Source organism: Paenibacillus sp. JNUCC32, from assembly GCF_014863545.1.
Classification (GTDB): domain Bacteria; phylum Bacillota; class Bacilli; order Paenibacillales; family Paenibacillaceae; genus Paenibacillus_AQ; species Paenibacillus_AQ lautus_A.
Genome location: NZ_CP062260.1, coordinates 4,314,973 through 4,331,509, shown reverse-complemented (window position 1 = coordinate 4,331,509; position 16,537 = coordinate 4,314,973). Strand labels below are relative to the sequence as shown.

The following is a 16,537-nucleotide window of genomic DNA, read 5'->3' as shown; positions in this document are numbered from 1 at the left end:
GTTCGCGAAAATGGCCCAAACGCAAGTGCCTTACCCACAACAGCAGACAGCGGCCCCGAAGCGACTTGGACCAAAACGTTGGGGTGGGGCCGTGCCCTACCTCTTCATTTTTCCATGGATATTCGGATTCCTGGTTTTCACGCTTGGCCCGCTGCTGTTCTCCCTCGTCATTTCGTTTTTTGATTGGCCGATCGTAGGCCAAGTGACTTTTGTCGGCATCGACAACTATGTGGAGATGTTCTCGAACGATCCGCTGTTCTGGAAATCGCTGCTGGTTACGCTGAAATTCGCGGCTTTGTTCGTGCCGTTGAACATCGTCGTGGCTTTGGGACTCGCTATGCTGCTGAATCAGAAGGTAAAAGGGAGCGCATTCTTCCGCACAGCCTTCTACCTGCCGTCGGTCATTTCCGGCGTCGCCCTCGCTATGATCTGGTCCTGGGTATACAGCGGAGATTACGGAATCCTGAACTATTTCTTATCGCTGGTCGGCATCGAAGGGCCGGACTGGCTGAACGATACGAAGTGGTCCCTGGTCGCCATGGTCATTGCAAGCCTATGGGGACAGGGCTCGATGATGCTTATTTTTCTGGCGGGTCTCAAGGGAATTCCGAAGGACCTGTATGAGTCGGCCTCGATGGACGGGGCGGGCAAGATTCGGCAGTTCTTCAATGTGACCATTCCGATGATCACGCCGACGCTGCTGTTCAACCTGATTACGTCCATCATCGCCGCGTTCCAGCAGCTGACGCTGGCGCTTCTGCTCACGGGCGGAGGCCCGCTGAAGTCGACGTTTTTCTATGCGATGTACATGTACGAGAATGCGTTCAAATATTTCAAGATGGGGTATTCCGCAGCCAACGCCTGGTTCATGTTCCTGATCGTGCTGACGCTGACGTTCCTCGTGTTCAAGTCTTCGGAGGCCTGGGTGTTCTATGAGGGCGAGATGAAGACAAAGAAGGAGAAAGAGAAGGCGAAGCCGAAGCGTGCCAAGCAAGGGGTTCAAGCCAGCAGGGAGGGAGGTTCCGTATGAAAAAGGTGATCACGTACGCACTGCTCATTCTGTGCTCGCTGCTGTTCATTGCTCCGCTCTTCTGGGCCGTCACGACGGCGCTGAAGTCGCAGCAGGAGCTGTATCTGTTTCCTCCGAAATGGTTTCCTTCCGTGTGGAGGTTCAGCAATTTCGCGGAGGCCTGGAGCATTCAGCCGTTTAACCTGTTTTTGAAAAATACGCTGATCGTGACGCTGCTGTCGACGCTCGGGCAGCTCGTCTCGTGCACGCTGGTAGCTTACGGGTTTGCCCGGTTTCAATTCAAGGGGCGGGACGCGCTGTTTCTGATCGTGCTTGCCACCATGATGATTCCTTGGGAAGTGACCATGATTCCGCAGTATATGGAGTTCAATTACCTGGGCTGGATCAATACGCTCAAACCGCTCATCGTTCCGTCCTGGTTCGGCTCCGCTTATTTCATTTTTCTGCTGCGCCAGTTCATCATGACCTTGCCGAAGGAGCTGGATGAAGCGGCAACGATTGACGGGGCGGGCAAAATGACGGTTCTGCTGCGGATCATCGTGCCGCTGATGGGTCCGTCGCTCATCCTGGTGGCCGTGTTCCATATGATGAGCTGCTGGAACGATTACCTGGGCCCGCTCATCTTCCTGAACGACCAGACGAAATATACGCTGACGCTGGGGTTATCCCAATTCAAGGGCATGCACGGCGTCGACATGCAATCCATTATGGCCATCACCTGCCTGATCTCGATTCCGCCGCTGGCCGTCTTTTTCTTCGCGCAGCGTTATATCGTTGGCGGCATCGCCACAACGGGGATCAAGGGGTAAACGGTGCCGGCGATAAGCGGCATCCACAATGGATATGGAGCTTGAAGCAGCATCAGAACATAGAAGTGCGTGTTCAAAAAGTCATGGAAAGATGGCTCTTTGAACGACCTCTAGAAGCTTAGACCGCTTGGGAAAGGATGGAGAGACATGATGAAAGACCATCGTATCGGCCGCGACTGGGATGACCTGAGCGTGCTGGAACGAAATCGGGCAAAAAGCCGGGCCTATTTCATTCCGTTCGCGGATGCGGACGGAGCGCTCAGTTATGACAGAGGCAGCTCGGCCTGGTACCAATCGCTGAACGGGGTGTGGAAATTCCACTATGCCGAGGAGCCGGAGAGCGCTCCGGAAGCATTTTATGAGGAGGATTACGATGTATCGGCCTGGGATAACCTCCCGGTTCCGGGACACTGGCAGCTGCAGGGCTACGGGCATCCGCATTACACGGACTTGTACTATCCGTTCCCCGTGGACCCGCCGCATGTGCCAAATGCGAATCCGACCGGCAGCTATGTCCGCGAGTTCGAGCTTCCGCAGCATTGGGACGGCAGAAAAATTTGCGTCAAATTCGACGGGGTGGACAGCGCGTTCCATGTGTGGCTGAACGGGACGTTTATCGGCTACAGCCAGGGGAGCCGGCTGACTTCGGAGTTCGATCTGACGCCTTATGTGAAGCCCGGCGTAAACAAGATGTCCGTCCGGGTATACCAATGGTCCGATGGAAGCTACCTGGAAGACCAGGACATGTGGTGGATGAGCGGCATTTTCCGGGACGTATACCTGATCGCGGAGCCATCGGCTCTTCGCGTCAACGACTTCCGCGTAACGACCGAGCTGGATGCGGAGTATCTGAACGCGAAGCTGCAGGTGCAATTGGATCTGGAAGGTACGGAGCGCGGCTTCGTCCAGTTGCAGCTGTTGAATGGCGCCGGAGCGGAAGCGGGGTCAACCGGCAAAGACGTCGGGCACTCTTCCGTGGAGAATTTTGAGATCGAGGTGGCGGGCCCGGATTTATGGAGTGCCGAGTCACCGGCACTGTACCATCTGGTGATCACCCTGCGGGATAATCAGGGGGAGACGCTGGAGACGGTGGCGCAGCGCGTCGGCTTCCGCTCCATCGAAGTGAAGGACGGACAGCTTCTGGTAAATGGCAAGGCAATCCTGCTGAAAGGCGTCAACCGCCATGACCATCATCCGGATACGGGCCGAACCGTCACCCTGTCCACGATGTTGGAGGACATCCGGTTGATGAAACAGCACAACATCAATGCCGTACGGACCGCTCATTACCCGAATGATCCCCGGTTCTACGAGCTGTGCGACGTGTACGGGCTGTACGTGATGGAAGAGACGGATCTGGAGACCCACGGCTTTGAGCCGCTCGGCAACATTTCCCGCCTGAGCGACGATCCGGATTGGAAGGAAGCGTACGTGGACCGCGTCCGTCGGATGGTGGAGCGGGATAAGAACCATCCGTCCGTGCTGTTCTGGTCCCTCGGCAACGAATCCGGCTTCGGCTGCAATTTCCGCGCGATGGCGGAGTGGTGCCGGGAGCATGATCCGACGAGGCTGATCCATTACGAGGAGGACCGCGAAGCCGAGGTGTGCGACGTGGTGAGCACGATGTATTCCTCCGTCGAGAAGATGGAGGGCTTCGGCAAAAAAGCCGATCATCCCAAGCCGCATATTCTGTGCGAATTCGCGCACGCGATGGGCAACGGCCCCGGAGGCTTGCGTCCCTACTTCGATGCCTTTGAAGCGCATCCCCGCCTTGCGGGTGGTTTCGTATGGGAATGGATCGATCACGGGCTGAGCAGAAGGACCCCGGACGGCCGGATGGATTATGCGTACGGCGGCGATTACGGCGATGTGCCGAATAACAGCAATTTCGTCATCGATGGTTTGGTCCGTCCGGACCGGACGCCTTCACCCGGACTTCTGGAATACAAAAAGGTCATTGAGCCTGTCCGCATGTCGATGCGAAGACACGGTGTGCTTCATATCATGAACCGCTATGATTTCATTTCGCTGGATCATCTGCAGGCCCATTACCGGGTGCTGTCCGATGGACAGCTTGTCCATAGCGGAGTCCTGCAGCTTCCCCGCATCGAAGCAGGCACAAGCGCGGAGCTAAGCCTCCTGAAGGCCTTGGAGCAAGCAACAATAGGCGTGAATCCGTACGCCGAGCTGTGGCTGGAGGTATCCCTCTCGCTGGCCGCGGACTGCCGCTGGGCGGAACGGGGACATGAAGTGGCATGGTCCCAGCTTCTGCTGCGGGAATCGTCGAAGCCCGAATTCGAGCCGACGGCTGCCTTACGGCGGGGAGCTTTGCAGATTAGCGAGGAGAAGCATGGCCTTCACGTCGGGAATGGAAGCTTTCAGCTGTCCCTCAGCGCCCTTCATGCCGGCTTCGAAACCTTGTCCATGCATGGCAAAAGAATTGCACTTGGCGGACCGGCGCTGAATTTCTGGCGTCCGCCGATCGATAACGACATGTACGTGCTTCCGGATTGGCGCAAGGCCCATCTGGACCGGCTCTCCGAGCGGGTCGATCATTTCGAATGGAAGCGATTGGACCGGGAATGCGTTGAGGTAAAGCGGGTTTCCCGCATCGCTCCGCCGGTATACGACTGGGGCTTCCGCTGCGAAACGACCTATACGATCACTTCCAGCGGCCTGATCATCATGGACGTGAAGGGTGAGCCGATCGGCACGCCGCCCGGCATGCTGCCCAAAATCGGATTGCAAATGCAAGTCGCGGGCGACATGGAACATGTCCGGTGGTACGGCAGAGGACCTGGGGAAAGCTACCCGGACAGCCTGGAAGCGGGACGGTTCGGGGAATACCGCAGCACCGTGGACGGATTGTTTACGCCCTATATCTATCCGCAGGAAAACGGGAACCGATCGGATGTCCGCTGGGTCTCGCTGGCGGATGGTGCGGGGTTGGGGCTTCTTGCCGTAGGCGACCCCTCCCTTAATTTCAGTGCGAGCCGCTACGCCGATCAGGACGTGGAGTCTGCCGCGCATGCCAGCGATCTGGTTCCGAAGCGTTTCATTACGCTGAATCTGGATTACCGGCAGAACGGGCTTGGCAGCAACAGCTGCGGTCCGGCACAGGCACCCGAGCACTCGATCAAGCCGGAGCCTTTCTCGTTCCGCATGCTGCTGAAGCCTTACGCTGCCGAGGATACCGATCCGGTACGGCTGAGCCGGCGGATGCGCTCGGAAGCGGGATTATACGAGTAACCCGGTGATGTTCATCTCATATCGTTACCGGATTTTCTGGAGAAGGGGAATAACATGTCCTTTTACATCAAAGACCTGCTGCAGCTGTCTACGGGGGCGCGCCGGTTCCTGATAAGCGAGGCCTTCTACGGCATCGGCATCGGCCTCTATACACTCGTCCTGAATCTGCATCTGCTCTTCCGGGGGCTAAGGGAAGACGAGATCGGCGCGTTGGTGTCGACGGGCATTCTGATTATGGGCGTGCTCGCCATTCCGGTATCCCTGCTCGCCAACCGGAGAGGAAGAAAAAAACTGCTGGTTACCGGCGTATTCTTTATCGCCGCAGGCAATGTGCTGTTTGCCGTCAGCGATGATTTGCTGTGGTTCTATGCCGCTCAAGTCATGGTGTCTGCCGGGTTGACGCTGGTGGAAACAACGGAGATCCAGCTTCTCTTCCATTATTGCCGGTCCCGTAAAGAGGAAGCCCGTGCATTCTCCCTGATGTTTGCCGTCTTTACGGCTTTTACGGGACTCGGAACGCTCGCGGCCGGATATATCTCGAAGGGGCTCGAAGGAAGCAGGGGTTATGAAGTGTCGCTTCTGCTGACCGGGCTGGTGCTTGTGCTTCACGGCGTCATCCGGGCGTTCTGGTTGCCTGTCGAGCACAAGGCTTTGGAAGAGGCAGCGCCGGCAGCTTCGCCTTCAAGAGGATGGTTCAGGTTAATGGGACCTCTATCGTCCGGGACCTTATGGCTGTTCGCCGTGTTTACCGCGCTGCTTGGCGGCTGTATCGCCATGACGGGCTCCTTCCTGAACGTCATCGTGAAGTTCCGCCTGGATTGGATGGACGACCAGGTATCCCTGATTCTGGCCATCGGCGCGATCCTGCTGTTTATATGCTCATTGATGACGCCGTACGTCATGGAGCGGTTCGGTTATAACACGGCCATTATCTCGGTATTTATCGTCAATATTTTGCTGTTTGCCGCGCTGTACATGATTCTCCCCGTATGGCTGTTCGTCGGGCTGTTTCTGTTGCGGGGCGGCGGCGTGACCATGCTGTCCAATCTGCTGGACAGTCTGCTGATGTCGGCTTTCAATGAGAAGGAACGAAACCTGTACGCCGGCATGCGGTCGGTATTCCGGAGTTTAGGTTCGTCCGGGGCAACCTTTGTCGCCGGACTGATCCTGGCCCGGCAGGATTACCGGCTTCCCTTTCTGGCCACCGCCGGCGTGCTGCTCTTATGCGGTTTGTATTACGTATGGTGGATTCGTCCGGTTTTATCCAAGAGATTAAATAGCAGCATCGAGTCATGAATGTGGAGGGCTGTCTAAAAAGGGGATTCCTTTTTAGACGGCCCTTTCGGCGCTTGCTGCCCGTTCTCCAGAGATTCATCCGAAATCATCTGCATCGCCGATCAAAGGTTGCTGCCGCGTTTGAGTCATGAAAGTCTCCAAACATATTGACATCAAAAATTGGTACATGTTTAAATAGAAGAAGTGTTAGCACTCTATTGTAAAGAGTGCTAAAAGAAACCTCGTTCAGATTGGAAAGGAGATTTTTTCATGGCGAAAAAACAGTTTAAAGCTGAATCCAAACGGCTGCTCGAGATGATGATCAACTCCATCTATACGCAGCGCGAGATATTCCTGCGCGAGCTGATTTCGAATGCCAGCGACGCAATCGACAAGATTTATTATAAAGCGCTGACCGACGACAGCCTGACCTTTAATAAAGAGGATTACTACGTTAAGATTACCGCGGATAAAGCCAACCGCACGCTGACCATTGCCGACACGGGGATCGGGATGACCAAGGAAGACCTTGAGAACAACCTCGGCGTCATCGCGAAGAGCGGTTCCCTTGCATTCAAGAGCGAGAATGAAGCGAAGGACGGACACAATATCATCGGCCAATTCGGCGTGGGCTTCTACTCCGCCTTCATGGTGGCCGACGTCGTTACCGTGACGAGCCGTGCCCTGGGCAGCGATGAGGCATATAAATGGGAATCCGAAGGCGCGGACGGGTATACCATTACGCCTGCCGATAAGGATTCCGTCGGAACCGAGATCGTGCTGAAGATCAAGGAGAACACGGAAGACGATCAGTATGACGAGTATTTGGAAGAATACCGCCTAAGAGCGATCATTAAGAAGTACTCCGATTTTATCCGTTATCCGATCAAAATGGACGTGAAAACGCAGCGTCCGAAGGCAGATGCCGAGAACGAGTTCGAGGAAGTTCAGGAAGAGCAGACCATCAACAGCATGGTGCCGATCTGGCGCAAGAACAAAGGCGAGCTGACGGACGAAGATTACGTCAACTTCTATAACGAGAAGCGTTACGGTTTCGATAAACCGCTCAAACACATTCACGTCAAAGCGGATGGTGCCGTGGTATATAACGCGATTCTGTTCATTCCCGAGAATACGCCGTTCGATTATTACACCAAGGAATACGAAAAAGGGCTTGAGCTCTATTCCAACGGCGTTCTGATCATGGATAAATGCGGAGACCTCCTGCCGGACTATTTCAGCTTCGTGAAAGGGATGGTCGATTCGGAGGATCTGTCGCTGAACATTTCCCGGGAGATGCTGCAGCATGACCGCCAGCTGACGCTGATCGCGAAGAACATCAAGAACAAAGTGAAAAGCGCGCTGCAGGGCATGATGAAGGACGAGCGGGAGAATTACGAGAAATTCTTCGCATCCTTCGGCCGAGGCCTGAAATTCGGCGTTTACAACGATTACGGCATGAACAAGGAAGATCTTCAGGACCTGCTGCTGTTCACGTCCTCCAAGGAGAAGAAGCTGGTTTCGCTGGATGAGTACGTGTCCAGAATGCCGGAGGATCAGAAGTATATCTATTATGCTTCCGGCGACTCCATCGACCGGATCGAGAAGCTCCCGCAGACCGAAATGGTGCTGGACAAAGGCTATGAAATCCTGTACTTTACGGACGATGTCGACGAGTTTGCGATCAAGATGCTCATGAAATACAAGGAGAAGGAATTCAAATCGGTATCCAGCGGGGATCTCGGCATCGATTCCGAGGCCGACAAACAGGAGAATGAAGCCGAGGAGAGCGACAACAAGGAGCTCTTTGAAGCCATGGGCAGCCTCTTGGCCGGCAAAGTGAAGTCCGTCAAAGCCTCCAAACGACTGAAATCCCATCCGGTGTGCCTGTCCACGGAAGGCGAAGTCTCGATCGAGATGGAGAAAATCCTGAAGGCGATGCCGAACGGGCAGGATATCCAAGCCGACAAGGTGCTGGAGATCAACACGAACCATGAGGTGTTCCAGTCCCTTAAGGCGCTGCAAGCGGATCAGGATAAGCTGAAGCTCTACACGAATCTGCTGTACAATCAGGCGCTGCTGATCGAAGGCCTGCCGATTGCCGATCCGGTGGAATTCACGAACGATATTTGCAAAATCATGGTGTAAACCGTAGTAGCAAACTCATGCGATGATAACTAACAAACCCGATGCTTTGGCGTAAGGCGCCAGGGAGTCGGGTTTGTTTTTTTTGCTGCATATCGCCTGAATGCGCTGCTGCTTACTACGCCACGTCCGCAGCAAGATCCGATAACAATCCGTTCTCGGGCGCCAAGCCCAAGAGGTCGTATACCGATATGGGGAACATCGGAAAGCCGACATAGTATGGCGTGATGGCATACAGCGGATAGAAGATGACCAGCGACTTATCGGCCAGATAGAAGTCTTGATTCGGCGAAACGGTAACCGGAACGTTCTCCAGCACGGGAATGCCGCGTTCCTTGATCTGACGGTTCACTTCGGCGGCCAAGACGGCTTGATAGCCGGAGCCAGGGCGGAACAGATCGGATAAGGCATAGGATTGTCCGGTGGCCGTGGAGAAGGTCAGTCCTTTTGTCACCGTATACCCGTGCGCCATATGCTCGGAGTAGGTGTAGTTGGTCAGCACAAGGCTAAGAATGCCGCGCTCGTTCGTTTTAATCTCAAAGGTGCCCGTCGTTTGCGGGTTGGTGCCGGTCTGAACCTGCTGCTGTTCACGCTGCATATCCTGGATTTGAAGAATAATGGCCCGGTTGATGGCTTCTTCTGCTCCAGGATTCATGCGGCCGTATACCTGCGGATAATGAATCACGAGACCGGGTGCCGTATGCGTGAGAGTATGGATGCTCACCGGCGGTACATATTGCGCCATGCGTACCATCGCTCCAATCTAACATCAGATACGTTAGCCTATTCGGAAGCGGACTCGGAGGTTACCAAGCCGGAGGGGGCGGAAGTACGGATTTCCGAGGCTGGCGGGTTTAGAGGGACGGCAGTCCGGTCAACCCGGCAGAACGGCTTCGGTCAGGCAGAGTGCTCCACTGCGACAGAACGCTCCAATACGACGCGGCGGTCCAAGTCCGCGGGCGTGTCTGCTTGAGAACGGGGAGCCTTCACTCCTTCTCTGCAGCGACAGACGTAAGCAGTCTTCTTACAAAGACCGCGAATATGACCAAGGATACGACAACAGACACTGCCGTAACCGTAAACAGATAGGCATAGCCGATGCGCTCGGAGACCAGGCCCAACAGGATAGCGCCAAGTCCGATGCCGAGATCGAACGCCGTCATGAACGAGGCGTTGGCTGCGCCTCTTCGGTTCTCGGGCGCAATGCGCAGGGTGGCCGCTTGAAGGGCGGGCTGGGCTGAACCGAAACCGATGCCGTACAGAATGGCGGCGGTAATCAGTCCGGGCAATCCGCTCGATTGGCTTAAGACGATCAGGGCACCGGCCGTTATGACAAGGGACGGAATGATGACGGCCGCTTCGCCGAAACGGTCCGACAGCTTCCCGGCAAAGGGCCTGATCAAGGTAAGAGCGACGGCGTACACCAGGAAAAAGGTTCCCGGATTGACCCGGATGGACTCGGCAAACAGCGGGAGAAAGGTCGTAATTCCACCGTAGGCAACCGCCAGGAAAAAGATCGCGGCCGTGACAGGCAGAACGGATTTCTCGACCAGCTGAATTCGCCCTGCCGAAGGTTTGGCTTGGTAAGGGGCTCTGGTCATGTAGGCCAGTATGAAGGCAATCAGGGAGAGCCCGGTAGCGACCAGAAACAACGTCCGAAACGAATACCCGCTCACGATATAAGTACCCAGCATCGGGCCGATGGCCATCGCTACCGTCATCGCCATACCGTACCAGCCCATGCCTTCCCCGCGGCGGGAGATCGGGATTAAATCCGTGATGACCGTCCCGATGGAGGTTGTCGAGAAAGCCCAGCTCGCGCCGTGCAGGATCCGCAGCGCAAGCAGAAGCAGAATGCTGCCGACCCAATCGTAGAGGTACATCGAAAGAACAAAGAAGATAAGACCCCAAACGTAAAAAGCTCTTCTGCCGTACCGGTCCACCAATCCCCCGACCATCGGGCGAAAGACCACCGCCGTCAGCGTAAACGCGCCGGCCGCCAAGCCCACCTGGGTCTCGGAGCCGCCCAGATGCTTGATATACAGCGGAAGCGTGGGCAGCAGCAGATAGAAGCCCGTAAACAGAAACAGCATTCCGACCGTCATCTGAATAAACGGCTTCGTCCATAAACGTTCCATCCAGTAATCCCCTCCTTGATATCAAATGCGACAACGCTTGAACGCTAGTCCTCTTCGGACTTAACAGCCGCTATTTCTTTCTTGATCCACTCGATATTCTCAATCCCCATCTGTTTCCGGTGATCCAGCACCCTCAGCAATTGTAATCGCTGTTTCTCAGGTTCGGGTTTATAGAACGCGATCTCCGCTTCAAAATCCGTCACATGCTTCAGGTTGGTCTCCAGATAAATCAAATACTGCTGCAGGCAGTCGAGTCGAACCCTTTTCGGAACATACCGGAAATAGACCACTTTGAAATGGAACATCTGCTCCGTATCCATGTTGTATTCCAGTGGTTTCTCCATGAGCTCGAAAAACTTCCGCCGGCCGGAATCGGTAATCCCGTAGATTTTTCGGGGGCGTTTGCCTCCGCCGGACCCGTCCAGACTGAGATGGATCCACTCGTGATCCACCATCCGGGAGAGCAGGGGATACAACGTTCCGGAACTGATCTGGCGGTAAGGCCCGCCTGCATTTTTAAGAATCTCTTGAAGCATGTAACCGTGTTTGTCCCCGGTCATTAATTCGCCCAGAACAAAAATTTCATACATACAGACCGCCTCCAACGATATGTCGATACGATATAAATATATATCGTATCGACATAAAAAAGCAATACGTGGAAGTGAATTTTCCGTGATTCATTTTCAAGCTGCGGTCCACCCGCTTGCCCCTTATTCATTCAGACATGTGACAGGTGAAGATAAGCAGAGAGCGGTTTGAAATGTTTTTTCCATACACGAAAAAAAGGTAAGGGAGTATTTGCGGGTTAAAACGGAGTTTTATGATGAAACGCACTATACGAAATACCAGCCTGCAGAGGAGCAGCCGGTGAAGCCGATCCCAAGAGGAACGGCTTGAAGAATGCGAAGAGATCGATATTTTGAGCAATCCCCGGCCCCTTGTTCCGGCTTGCTGTTTTCGTTACAGTCCGCCTGCATTTTTTCCTGGGCTCTCATCAGACTGTTCGTTGACCTTGTTGACATATTCCTGATGCTGAAATCCCCAGGTGCACATGTCGGTGAGTACGCTGTCCAAGCTCTTCCCGTGCTCCGAGACGGAATACTCCACCTTGGGCGGGATCTCCTGATATACCTTGCGTACGACCAGCCCATCCTGTTCCAGTTCACGGAGCTGATTTGTCAGCATGCCTTGGGTCACGCCCGGAAGCAGACGCCGAAGCTCCCCGAACCGTTTGGTTCCGTCCTGCAGCAGAATGAACAGAATCAGCGGTTTCCACTTGCCTCCGATTAATTGCAGCGTGGTCAGGATGCCGTCGGTGTTAGGCCGTTGATCGTTTGTTCTCATATTCTCATCTCCCGCGTGGAAGTGTGTGATCGATCTTGTTTCTTGGATGATAGTAATGTAGCACAGGATTCGGTTTAAACCCAGTACTATTCTTATTCGTACTTAGTACGTTTTATCGTACTATGCATGGGATGATTAGGTACGCCAGAGCGGACTAAGTACAGAAAAAGAGCGTACTTTTCAACGAAACCGATCCGAAACATAATGGGGGTGTCAAACAAATCAAATGAGACAGGAGAGACCTGAGTATGAAAACCATGGTGATTGTGGCTCATCCGAATTTAGACAACTCGCGTGCGAATCGGATGCTGATGGAGCACGACGGGCTGTATGCGAATGGAAATGTAGATGTCCGGGATCTTTACAAGGAGTACCCGGATTGGACTATCGATATCGAGCGCGAGCAGCAGCTCCTTCTTCAATACGATCGGGTGGTGTTCCAATTCCCGTTTTACTGGTACAGCTGCCCGCCTCTGCTGAAGAAATGGATGGATGACGTGCTGACCTTCGGTTGGGCGTTCGGGCCGGAAGGCAACAATCTGAAGGGCAAGGAATTCATGCTGGCCACGACGGCGGCAGGATTGGAGCAAGGGTATCAGGCAGGCGGGGACAATTGGTACACCGCAAGTGAGCTGCTGCGGCCGATTCAAGCCACGTTGAAGCGGTGCAAGGTCCATTATCTGCCTGCCTTCGTGACCTATAACGTAGAACGGGTAAGCGATGAAACACTTCGGGCGGAGGCCGGAAGGTATGCGCGGCAGGTTCTAGCACCTGCCGTCGTGGAAAGTCGATATTAAGGCATGCTTGACCATAAACCATAGCACACTGGCTCTTGTCGATTAAAACCATATAGGGCATGATGGAGTCATACGTGGCCCGCTACTTTTGGCTTGAGGAGCTTCACCAGCACGCACGTACCCATTCGAAGGAGGTTCCTTCATGACCATTGACGAAGCCATCCACTTGGAGCCCTATGACAAGCAGTGGGCGGATCGGTTTAACGACGAACATCGGCTCTTGATCGGGGAGATCGGTCCTTATACGGGTGCAATCGAACATTTCGGAAGCACGTCCGTACCGGGCATGACGGCCAAACCCATCGTCGATATACTGGTGGGCGTGGAGACCGCCCGGCATACGGATGAAATCCTTCCCAAACTGGCCGCTATGGGTTACGAGAACTTGGGCGAATCCGGGATCATCGGCCGCATTTACCTCCGTAAAAGAGGAGAGCTCGCCTATAACGTTCATATCGTGTCGTACCGTGGCGACATCTGGAACCATAACATCATAATTCGGGATTACCTCCGGGCTCATGCCGTGGAATCCGAGCGATACAGCGAGATCAAACAAAGGATCGTTTCGCAAGGAGCCCGGACCCTTCTTCGATACTCCGATGAGAAGAATGCGTTCATGGAGAAGCTTCTTGCCAGAGCGAAGGAGTGGAAGAACGGGAGAACAGGAGAACAAGCTAATTAAACTCCTGCCTGTCTCATTCTCCTTTCATGGCCTTGCATTGCTTTCGGTACGCCGAAGGGGTGAGGCCATGAAATTTTTTGAACGTCTTGCTGAAATGGACATAGTCCGAGAAGCCGACGCGGTAGGCTGCTTCCTGAGCGGAAAGCTCCGACTCCGCAAGCAATTCCCTCGCTTTTTCCATGCGAACCTGCACCAGGTATTTCACGAAGTTCATATTGGTTTCGTTTTTGAAGGTACGGCTTAAATACGTCACCGACATCCCCACCGAATCGGCTACCTCCTGCAAGGACAAATCCTCCATCGCATAGTTTTCTTCAATGAATCGTTGGGCTTTTTGGATATTATGGCGGGATCCCAGATTTCTGGAGCCTTTAATCAATGCCAGCATTTCCTTGACCTTATCCTCTGTTTGGCGGCGGCAGGCAAGGGGATCATCCTGCGCCCACTGCTCCTCGCCGGTGTCCATGTTCAGCATCAACCCGCGTTCTTCAAGCGCAGACAGCAGTTCCGATATCAGCATATGGGCGTACCGTGACAGGCTGACCTCTTTCGGTCCCATCGTCTCAAAAAGGGCCATGATCTCATGGGTTTGTTCCAAGGCCTCCCGCTCCTCGGCAGACCACAGCAGCTCGGCGAGCCTGGCTTTATGGCGCTGCTGCGCAAGCGTCCATTTCGTCTGCTGGGAGAATCGCGCTTTCCGCTCGTCCAGCTCCCTGCAGGCACGTTCCAGCGTTGCATGGAACTGGGCCGGGTCGATGGGCTTCAGCAGGAAATCCGATACGCCATAACGCATGGCCTGACGCGCGAATTCGAAGTTGTCGTGGCCCGACAGGATAATGAAATGCATCTGTGCATGGGATTCCCGGACACGGCGGATAAATTCCAGCCCATCCATTTCAGGCATGCAAATATCGGTCACGATGATGTCCGGACGGCTGTTCTCCAGCATTTCTAAGGCTTCAACCCCGTCTTCGGCTTCGCCGGCAACCTCAATCCGAAGCCCCGACCTCTCGACAAGCTTTCGCAAACTCAAATGAATGGCGTATTCGTCATCAATCATCATGATCCGGTACATAATGTCCCTCCTCGCTAGTCCTATATGGCAGTCTGATTTCAAATATCGTGCCTTCCGAGGGCACGGATTCCACAAGGTACAGTCCATACTCGTCCCCGAAGGTAAGCTGGAGCCTTTGATGGACGTTCAAGAGGCCGATGCCGCTGGTGGTTTCGTCCCCGTCGTTTCGCAGGACGCCAGCTTCCGGCTTCTTGCCGGAATTCAGAATTCGCCTGATCTGCCGCAGCGTTTGCGCCGTCATGCCCACCCCTTTGTCCCGGATCACGATCGCATAATAACCAGCCTCCGCGCGTGAGCTTATCCCGAGGTAGGAAGGCTTCTTGCCCCTGTATCCGTGGATGAACACATTCTCCACGATCGGCTGCAGCGTCAGCCTGACGGCGTTCACGCGATCCAGATCCCGTTCGTTCACGTCCATATCGATCCGCAGCTTGCGGAAGCGGGCGCTTTGAAGATCCAGATAATACTGGACATGCGTCATTTCCTCCCGGAGCGGCACAACGGATCCGGCATGGCCGATATTGTAGCGGAACATATGGGCCAGCGCCCGCGTCATGCGACTGATTTCCATATGATCGTCCGCGATGGCATATGAATTAATAATCTCCAGCGAATTGTACAAAAAGTGCGGGTTGATATGGGACTGCATGGAGCGGAGCTCGGATTCCTTCTGCTTGATTATGAGCTCCCGCTCCTTCAGCTGGGAATCCTGCACCTCCCGGATCAACCGCTTCAGCTCTCCCGTCATGCTGTAGAAGCTTTGAAACACGGCCGTCATTTCATTGTTGCGGAACCGGTTCATATGGGTGGGAAGAACGAAATCGCCCCGTTCGACGCGGGCCATCAACTTCTGCAGCATGGAGAGCGGCCTTGTCAATGACAAGGAAAAACCGCCAACAAGCGCCAATGCGATGATCAAGAGCATCGACGCGGCCGCAAGCGAGTAGTTCCGCTGGGTGATTAAATCGCCGATGAGATTGTTCAGCGGCAGATCGGCGACAACCGTCCAGCCGGTGATCTGCGATCGTTCATGGAGGACCATCTTCTCGGTGCCCGATACCGCGTCTTGATGCCGGAAGAAGGAGGAGTCCCGGTTCCGAATACGCGATAACAGCCCGGGCTCGACTTCGGCCCCGATCTGTTTCGGATTCGGATGGTAGATCATATGCCCGTCGCCGCCCATAATCCAGACGTCAAAGCCGCCCAGCGAATCGTTGGAGCAGATGGCGCCAATCTGCTTCAGATTGAGGTCGACGATCAATAAGCCCTTATATAGAAAGGATGAATTGTCATAGAGCTTCCGGGCGACGGTGAGGGATGGCGTGTTTCCTACCCGGCTGAGGCCGATGATCTGAAAATCGTTGTATTGGTCCAGCTGCGCTTGAAAGGAGCGGTTGCGTTTGCGGATTTCGCTCATATCGAGCAGTCCCGGCGCGCTTTCGTAATCGGTAATTTGCCGCTTGTTCTCGGCGACGAGCGAGATCCCGATGATATCCGATCTCCCGTAGATCATCTGGGCGAACAAGTCGTCCTCCACTTTTTTGGCAAGCTGAAAATAGGCATAGGGAGTGAGCTCCGTGGTCGAGAGAAATTGCTGGATCTGCGGGTTATGGATAAAGGGATAGGTGGAATTCTCCAGATTGGATATGTAAGAATCCAGCGAGACGTTGGTTTGCTCGATGATACGCTTGTTGGCGCCTGCGGCAAACTGTTCAATCGCTTCGGTGGACGACTGGTACCAGAAGCTGCCGAGCAGAAAGAAAGGGAGGCCAATGAATAGGATGATCAGCACGAACAATCGTTGGTTAATGGTCAGATTACCGATGGAAACGCCTTGGATGTTCATCGCTCTTCCGCCTTCCTGGCTTTGAAGTAGGGAATGTAAGGAACATTGTAGCAAAAAAACACAAGTTGTAAATAAAAAACCATGATGCCGCGGCAAGAAATCACAAGTGGGATAAGAAAGTACATGGGCGCTGACGGTCGTTAT

At 54.3% G+C, this 16,537-nt stretch carries 14 protein-coding genes; 8 read left to right on the top strand and 6 right to left on the bottom strand.

The genetic code is table 11. From position 1 onward, the window contains the following. Positions 1-10: 10 nt before the first annotated feature. From JNUCC32_RS19410 to htpG, 5 genes are all read left to right on the top strand, one after another. Positions 11-1,030 carry a carbohydrate ABC transporter permease gene (locus tag JNUCC32_RS19410; protein ID WP_192569525.1) on the top strand — a complete coding sequence of 340 codons (1,020 nt, stop codon included), beginning with the start codon at positions 11-13 and terminating at the stop codon, positions 1,028-1,030. Continuing rightward, complete coding sequence (locus tag JNUCC32_RS19405) at positions 1,027-1,839, top strand: carbohydrate ABC transporter permease (RefSeq protein ID WP_012819319.1); 813 nt, start codon at positions 1,027-1,029, stop codon at positions 1,837-1,839. Before JNUCC32_RS19410 ends, JNUCC32_RS19405 begins: the two co-directional genes overlap by 4 nt. 150 nt (positions 1,840-1,989) lie before the next feature. Beyond that, the gene (locus JNUCC32_RS19400) at positions 1,990-5,088 is read left to right on the top strand and encodes a glycoside hydrolase family 2 TIM barrel-domain containing protein (protein ID WP_430623470.1); all 3,099 of its coding nucleotides are present in this window, start codon (positions 1,990-1,992) and stop codon (positions 5,086-5,088) included. 54 nt (positions 5,089-5,142) lie between these two features. After that, on the top strand, positions 5,143-6,384 hold the full coding sequence (locus JNUCC32_RS19395; protein WP_192569523.1) for an MFS transporter: 1,242 nt from the start codon (positions 5,143-5,145) through the stop codon (positions 6,382-6,384). A gap of 249 nt (positions 6,385-6,633) precedes the next feature. Beyond that, a complete protein-coding gene (gene htpG, locus JNUCC32_RS19390) occupies positions 6,634-8,511 on the top strand; it encodes a molecular chaperone HtpG (protein WP_192569522.1) in 1,878 nt (625 codons plus the stop codon). A 115-nt stretch (positions 8,512-8,626) separates the two neighbouring features. On the opposite strand, the gene JNUCC32_RS19385 is transcribed toward htpG, so the two are convergent. Next, on the bottom strand, positions 8,627-9,253 hold the full coding sequence (locus tag JNUCC32_RS19385) for a DUF3298 and DUF4163 domain-containing protein (protein WP_192569521.1): 627 nt from the start codon (positions 9,251-9,253) through the stop codon (positions 8,627-8,629). On the opposite strand from JNUCC32_RS19385, the gene JNUCC32_RS19380 reads away from it, so the two are divergent. Continuing rightward, a complete protein-coding gene (locus JNUCC32_RS19380; RefSeq protein WP_192569520.1) occupies positions 9,245-9,481 on the top strand; it encodes a hypothetical protein in 237 nt (78 codons plus the stop codon). The two genes, JNUCC32_RS19385 and JNUCC32_RS19380, sit on opposite strands and share 9 nt — an antisense overlap. A gap of 13 nt (positions 9,482-9,494) precedes the next feature. Here JNUCC32_RS19380 and JNUCC32_RS19375 read toward each other — a convergent pair whose 3' ends face one another. The 3 genes from JNUCC32_RS19375 to JNUCC32_RS19365 form a co-directional block, all read right to left on the bottom strand. After that, positions 9,495-10,646, bottom strand: a complete 1,152-nt coding sequence (locus tag JNUCC32_RS19375) for an MFS transporter (RefSeq protein WP_145038865.1) — start codon at positions 10,644-10,646, stop codon at positions 9,495-9,497. A gap of 44 nt (positions 10,647-10,690) precedes the next feature. Next, positions 10,691-11,236: a PadR family transcriptional regulator gene (locus tag JNUCC32_RS19370; protein ID WP_192569519.1), complete on the bottom strand. Its 546-nt coding sequence runs from the start codon at positions 11,234-11,236 to the stop codon at positions 10,691-10,693. Positions 11,237-11,609: 373 nt separating this feature from the next. After that, positions 11,610-11,993: a winged helix-turn-helix transcriptional regulator gene (locus JNUCC32_RS19365; protein WP_012819326.1), complete on the bottom strand. Its 384-nt coding sequence runs from the start codon at positions 11,991-11,993 to the stop codon at positions 11,610-11,612. Positions 11,994-12,241: 248 nt separating this feature from the next. Here JNUCC32_RS19365 and JNUCC32_RS19360 point away from each other — a divergent pair, with 248 nt between their 5' ends. Both JNUCC32_RS19360 and JNUCC32_RS19355 read left to right on the top strand, forming a co-directional pair. Beyond that, positions 12,242-12,790 carry an NAD(P)H-dependent oxidoreductase gene (locus tag JNUCC32_RS19360; RefSeq protein WP_192569518.1) on the top strand — a complete coding sequence of 183 codons (549 nt, stop codon included), beginning with the start codon at positions 12,242-12,244 and terminating at the stop codon, positions 12,788-12,790. Positions 12,791-12,932: 142 nt separating this feature from the next. Next, complete coding sequence (locus tag JNUCC32_RS19355) at positions 12,933-13,472, top strand: GrpB family protein (protein ID WP_192569517.1); 540 nt, start codon at positions 12,933-12,935, stop codon at positions 13,470-13,472. A gap of 13 nt (positions 13,473-13,485) precedes the next feature. Here the strand turns inward: JNUCC32_RS19355 and JNUCC32_RS19350 are convergent, their stop codons facing one another. Both JNUCC32_RS19350 and JNUCC32_RS19345 read right to left on the bottom strand, forming a co-directional pair. After that, positions 13,486-14,547, bottom strand: coding sequence for a response regulator (locus JNUCC32_RS19350; RefSeq protein WP_192569516.1), 1,062 nt, complete (start codon positions 14,545-14,547; stop codon positions 13,486-13,488). Next, positions 14,525-16,393: a sensor histidine kinase gene (locus tag JNUCC32_RS19345; protein WP_192569515.1), complete on the bottom strand. Its 1,869-nt coding sequence runs from the start codon at positions 16,391-16,393 to the stop codon at positions 14,525-14,527. Before JNUCC32_RS19345 ends, JNUCC32_RS19350 begins: the two co-directional genes overlap by 23 nt. Positions 16,394-16,537 lie beyond the last annotated feature (144 nt).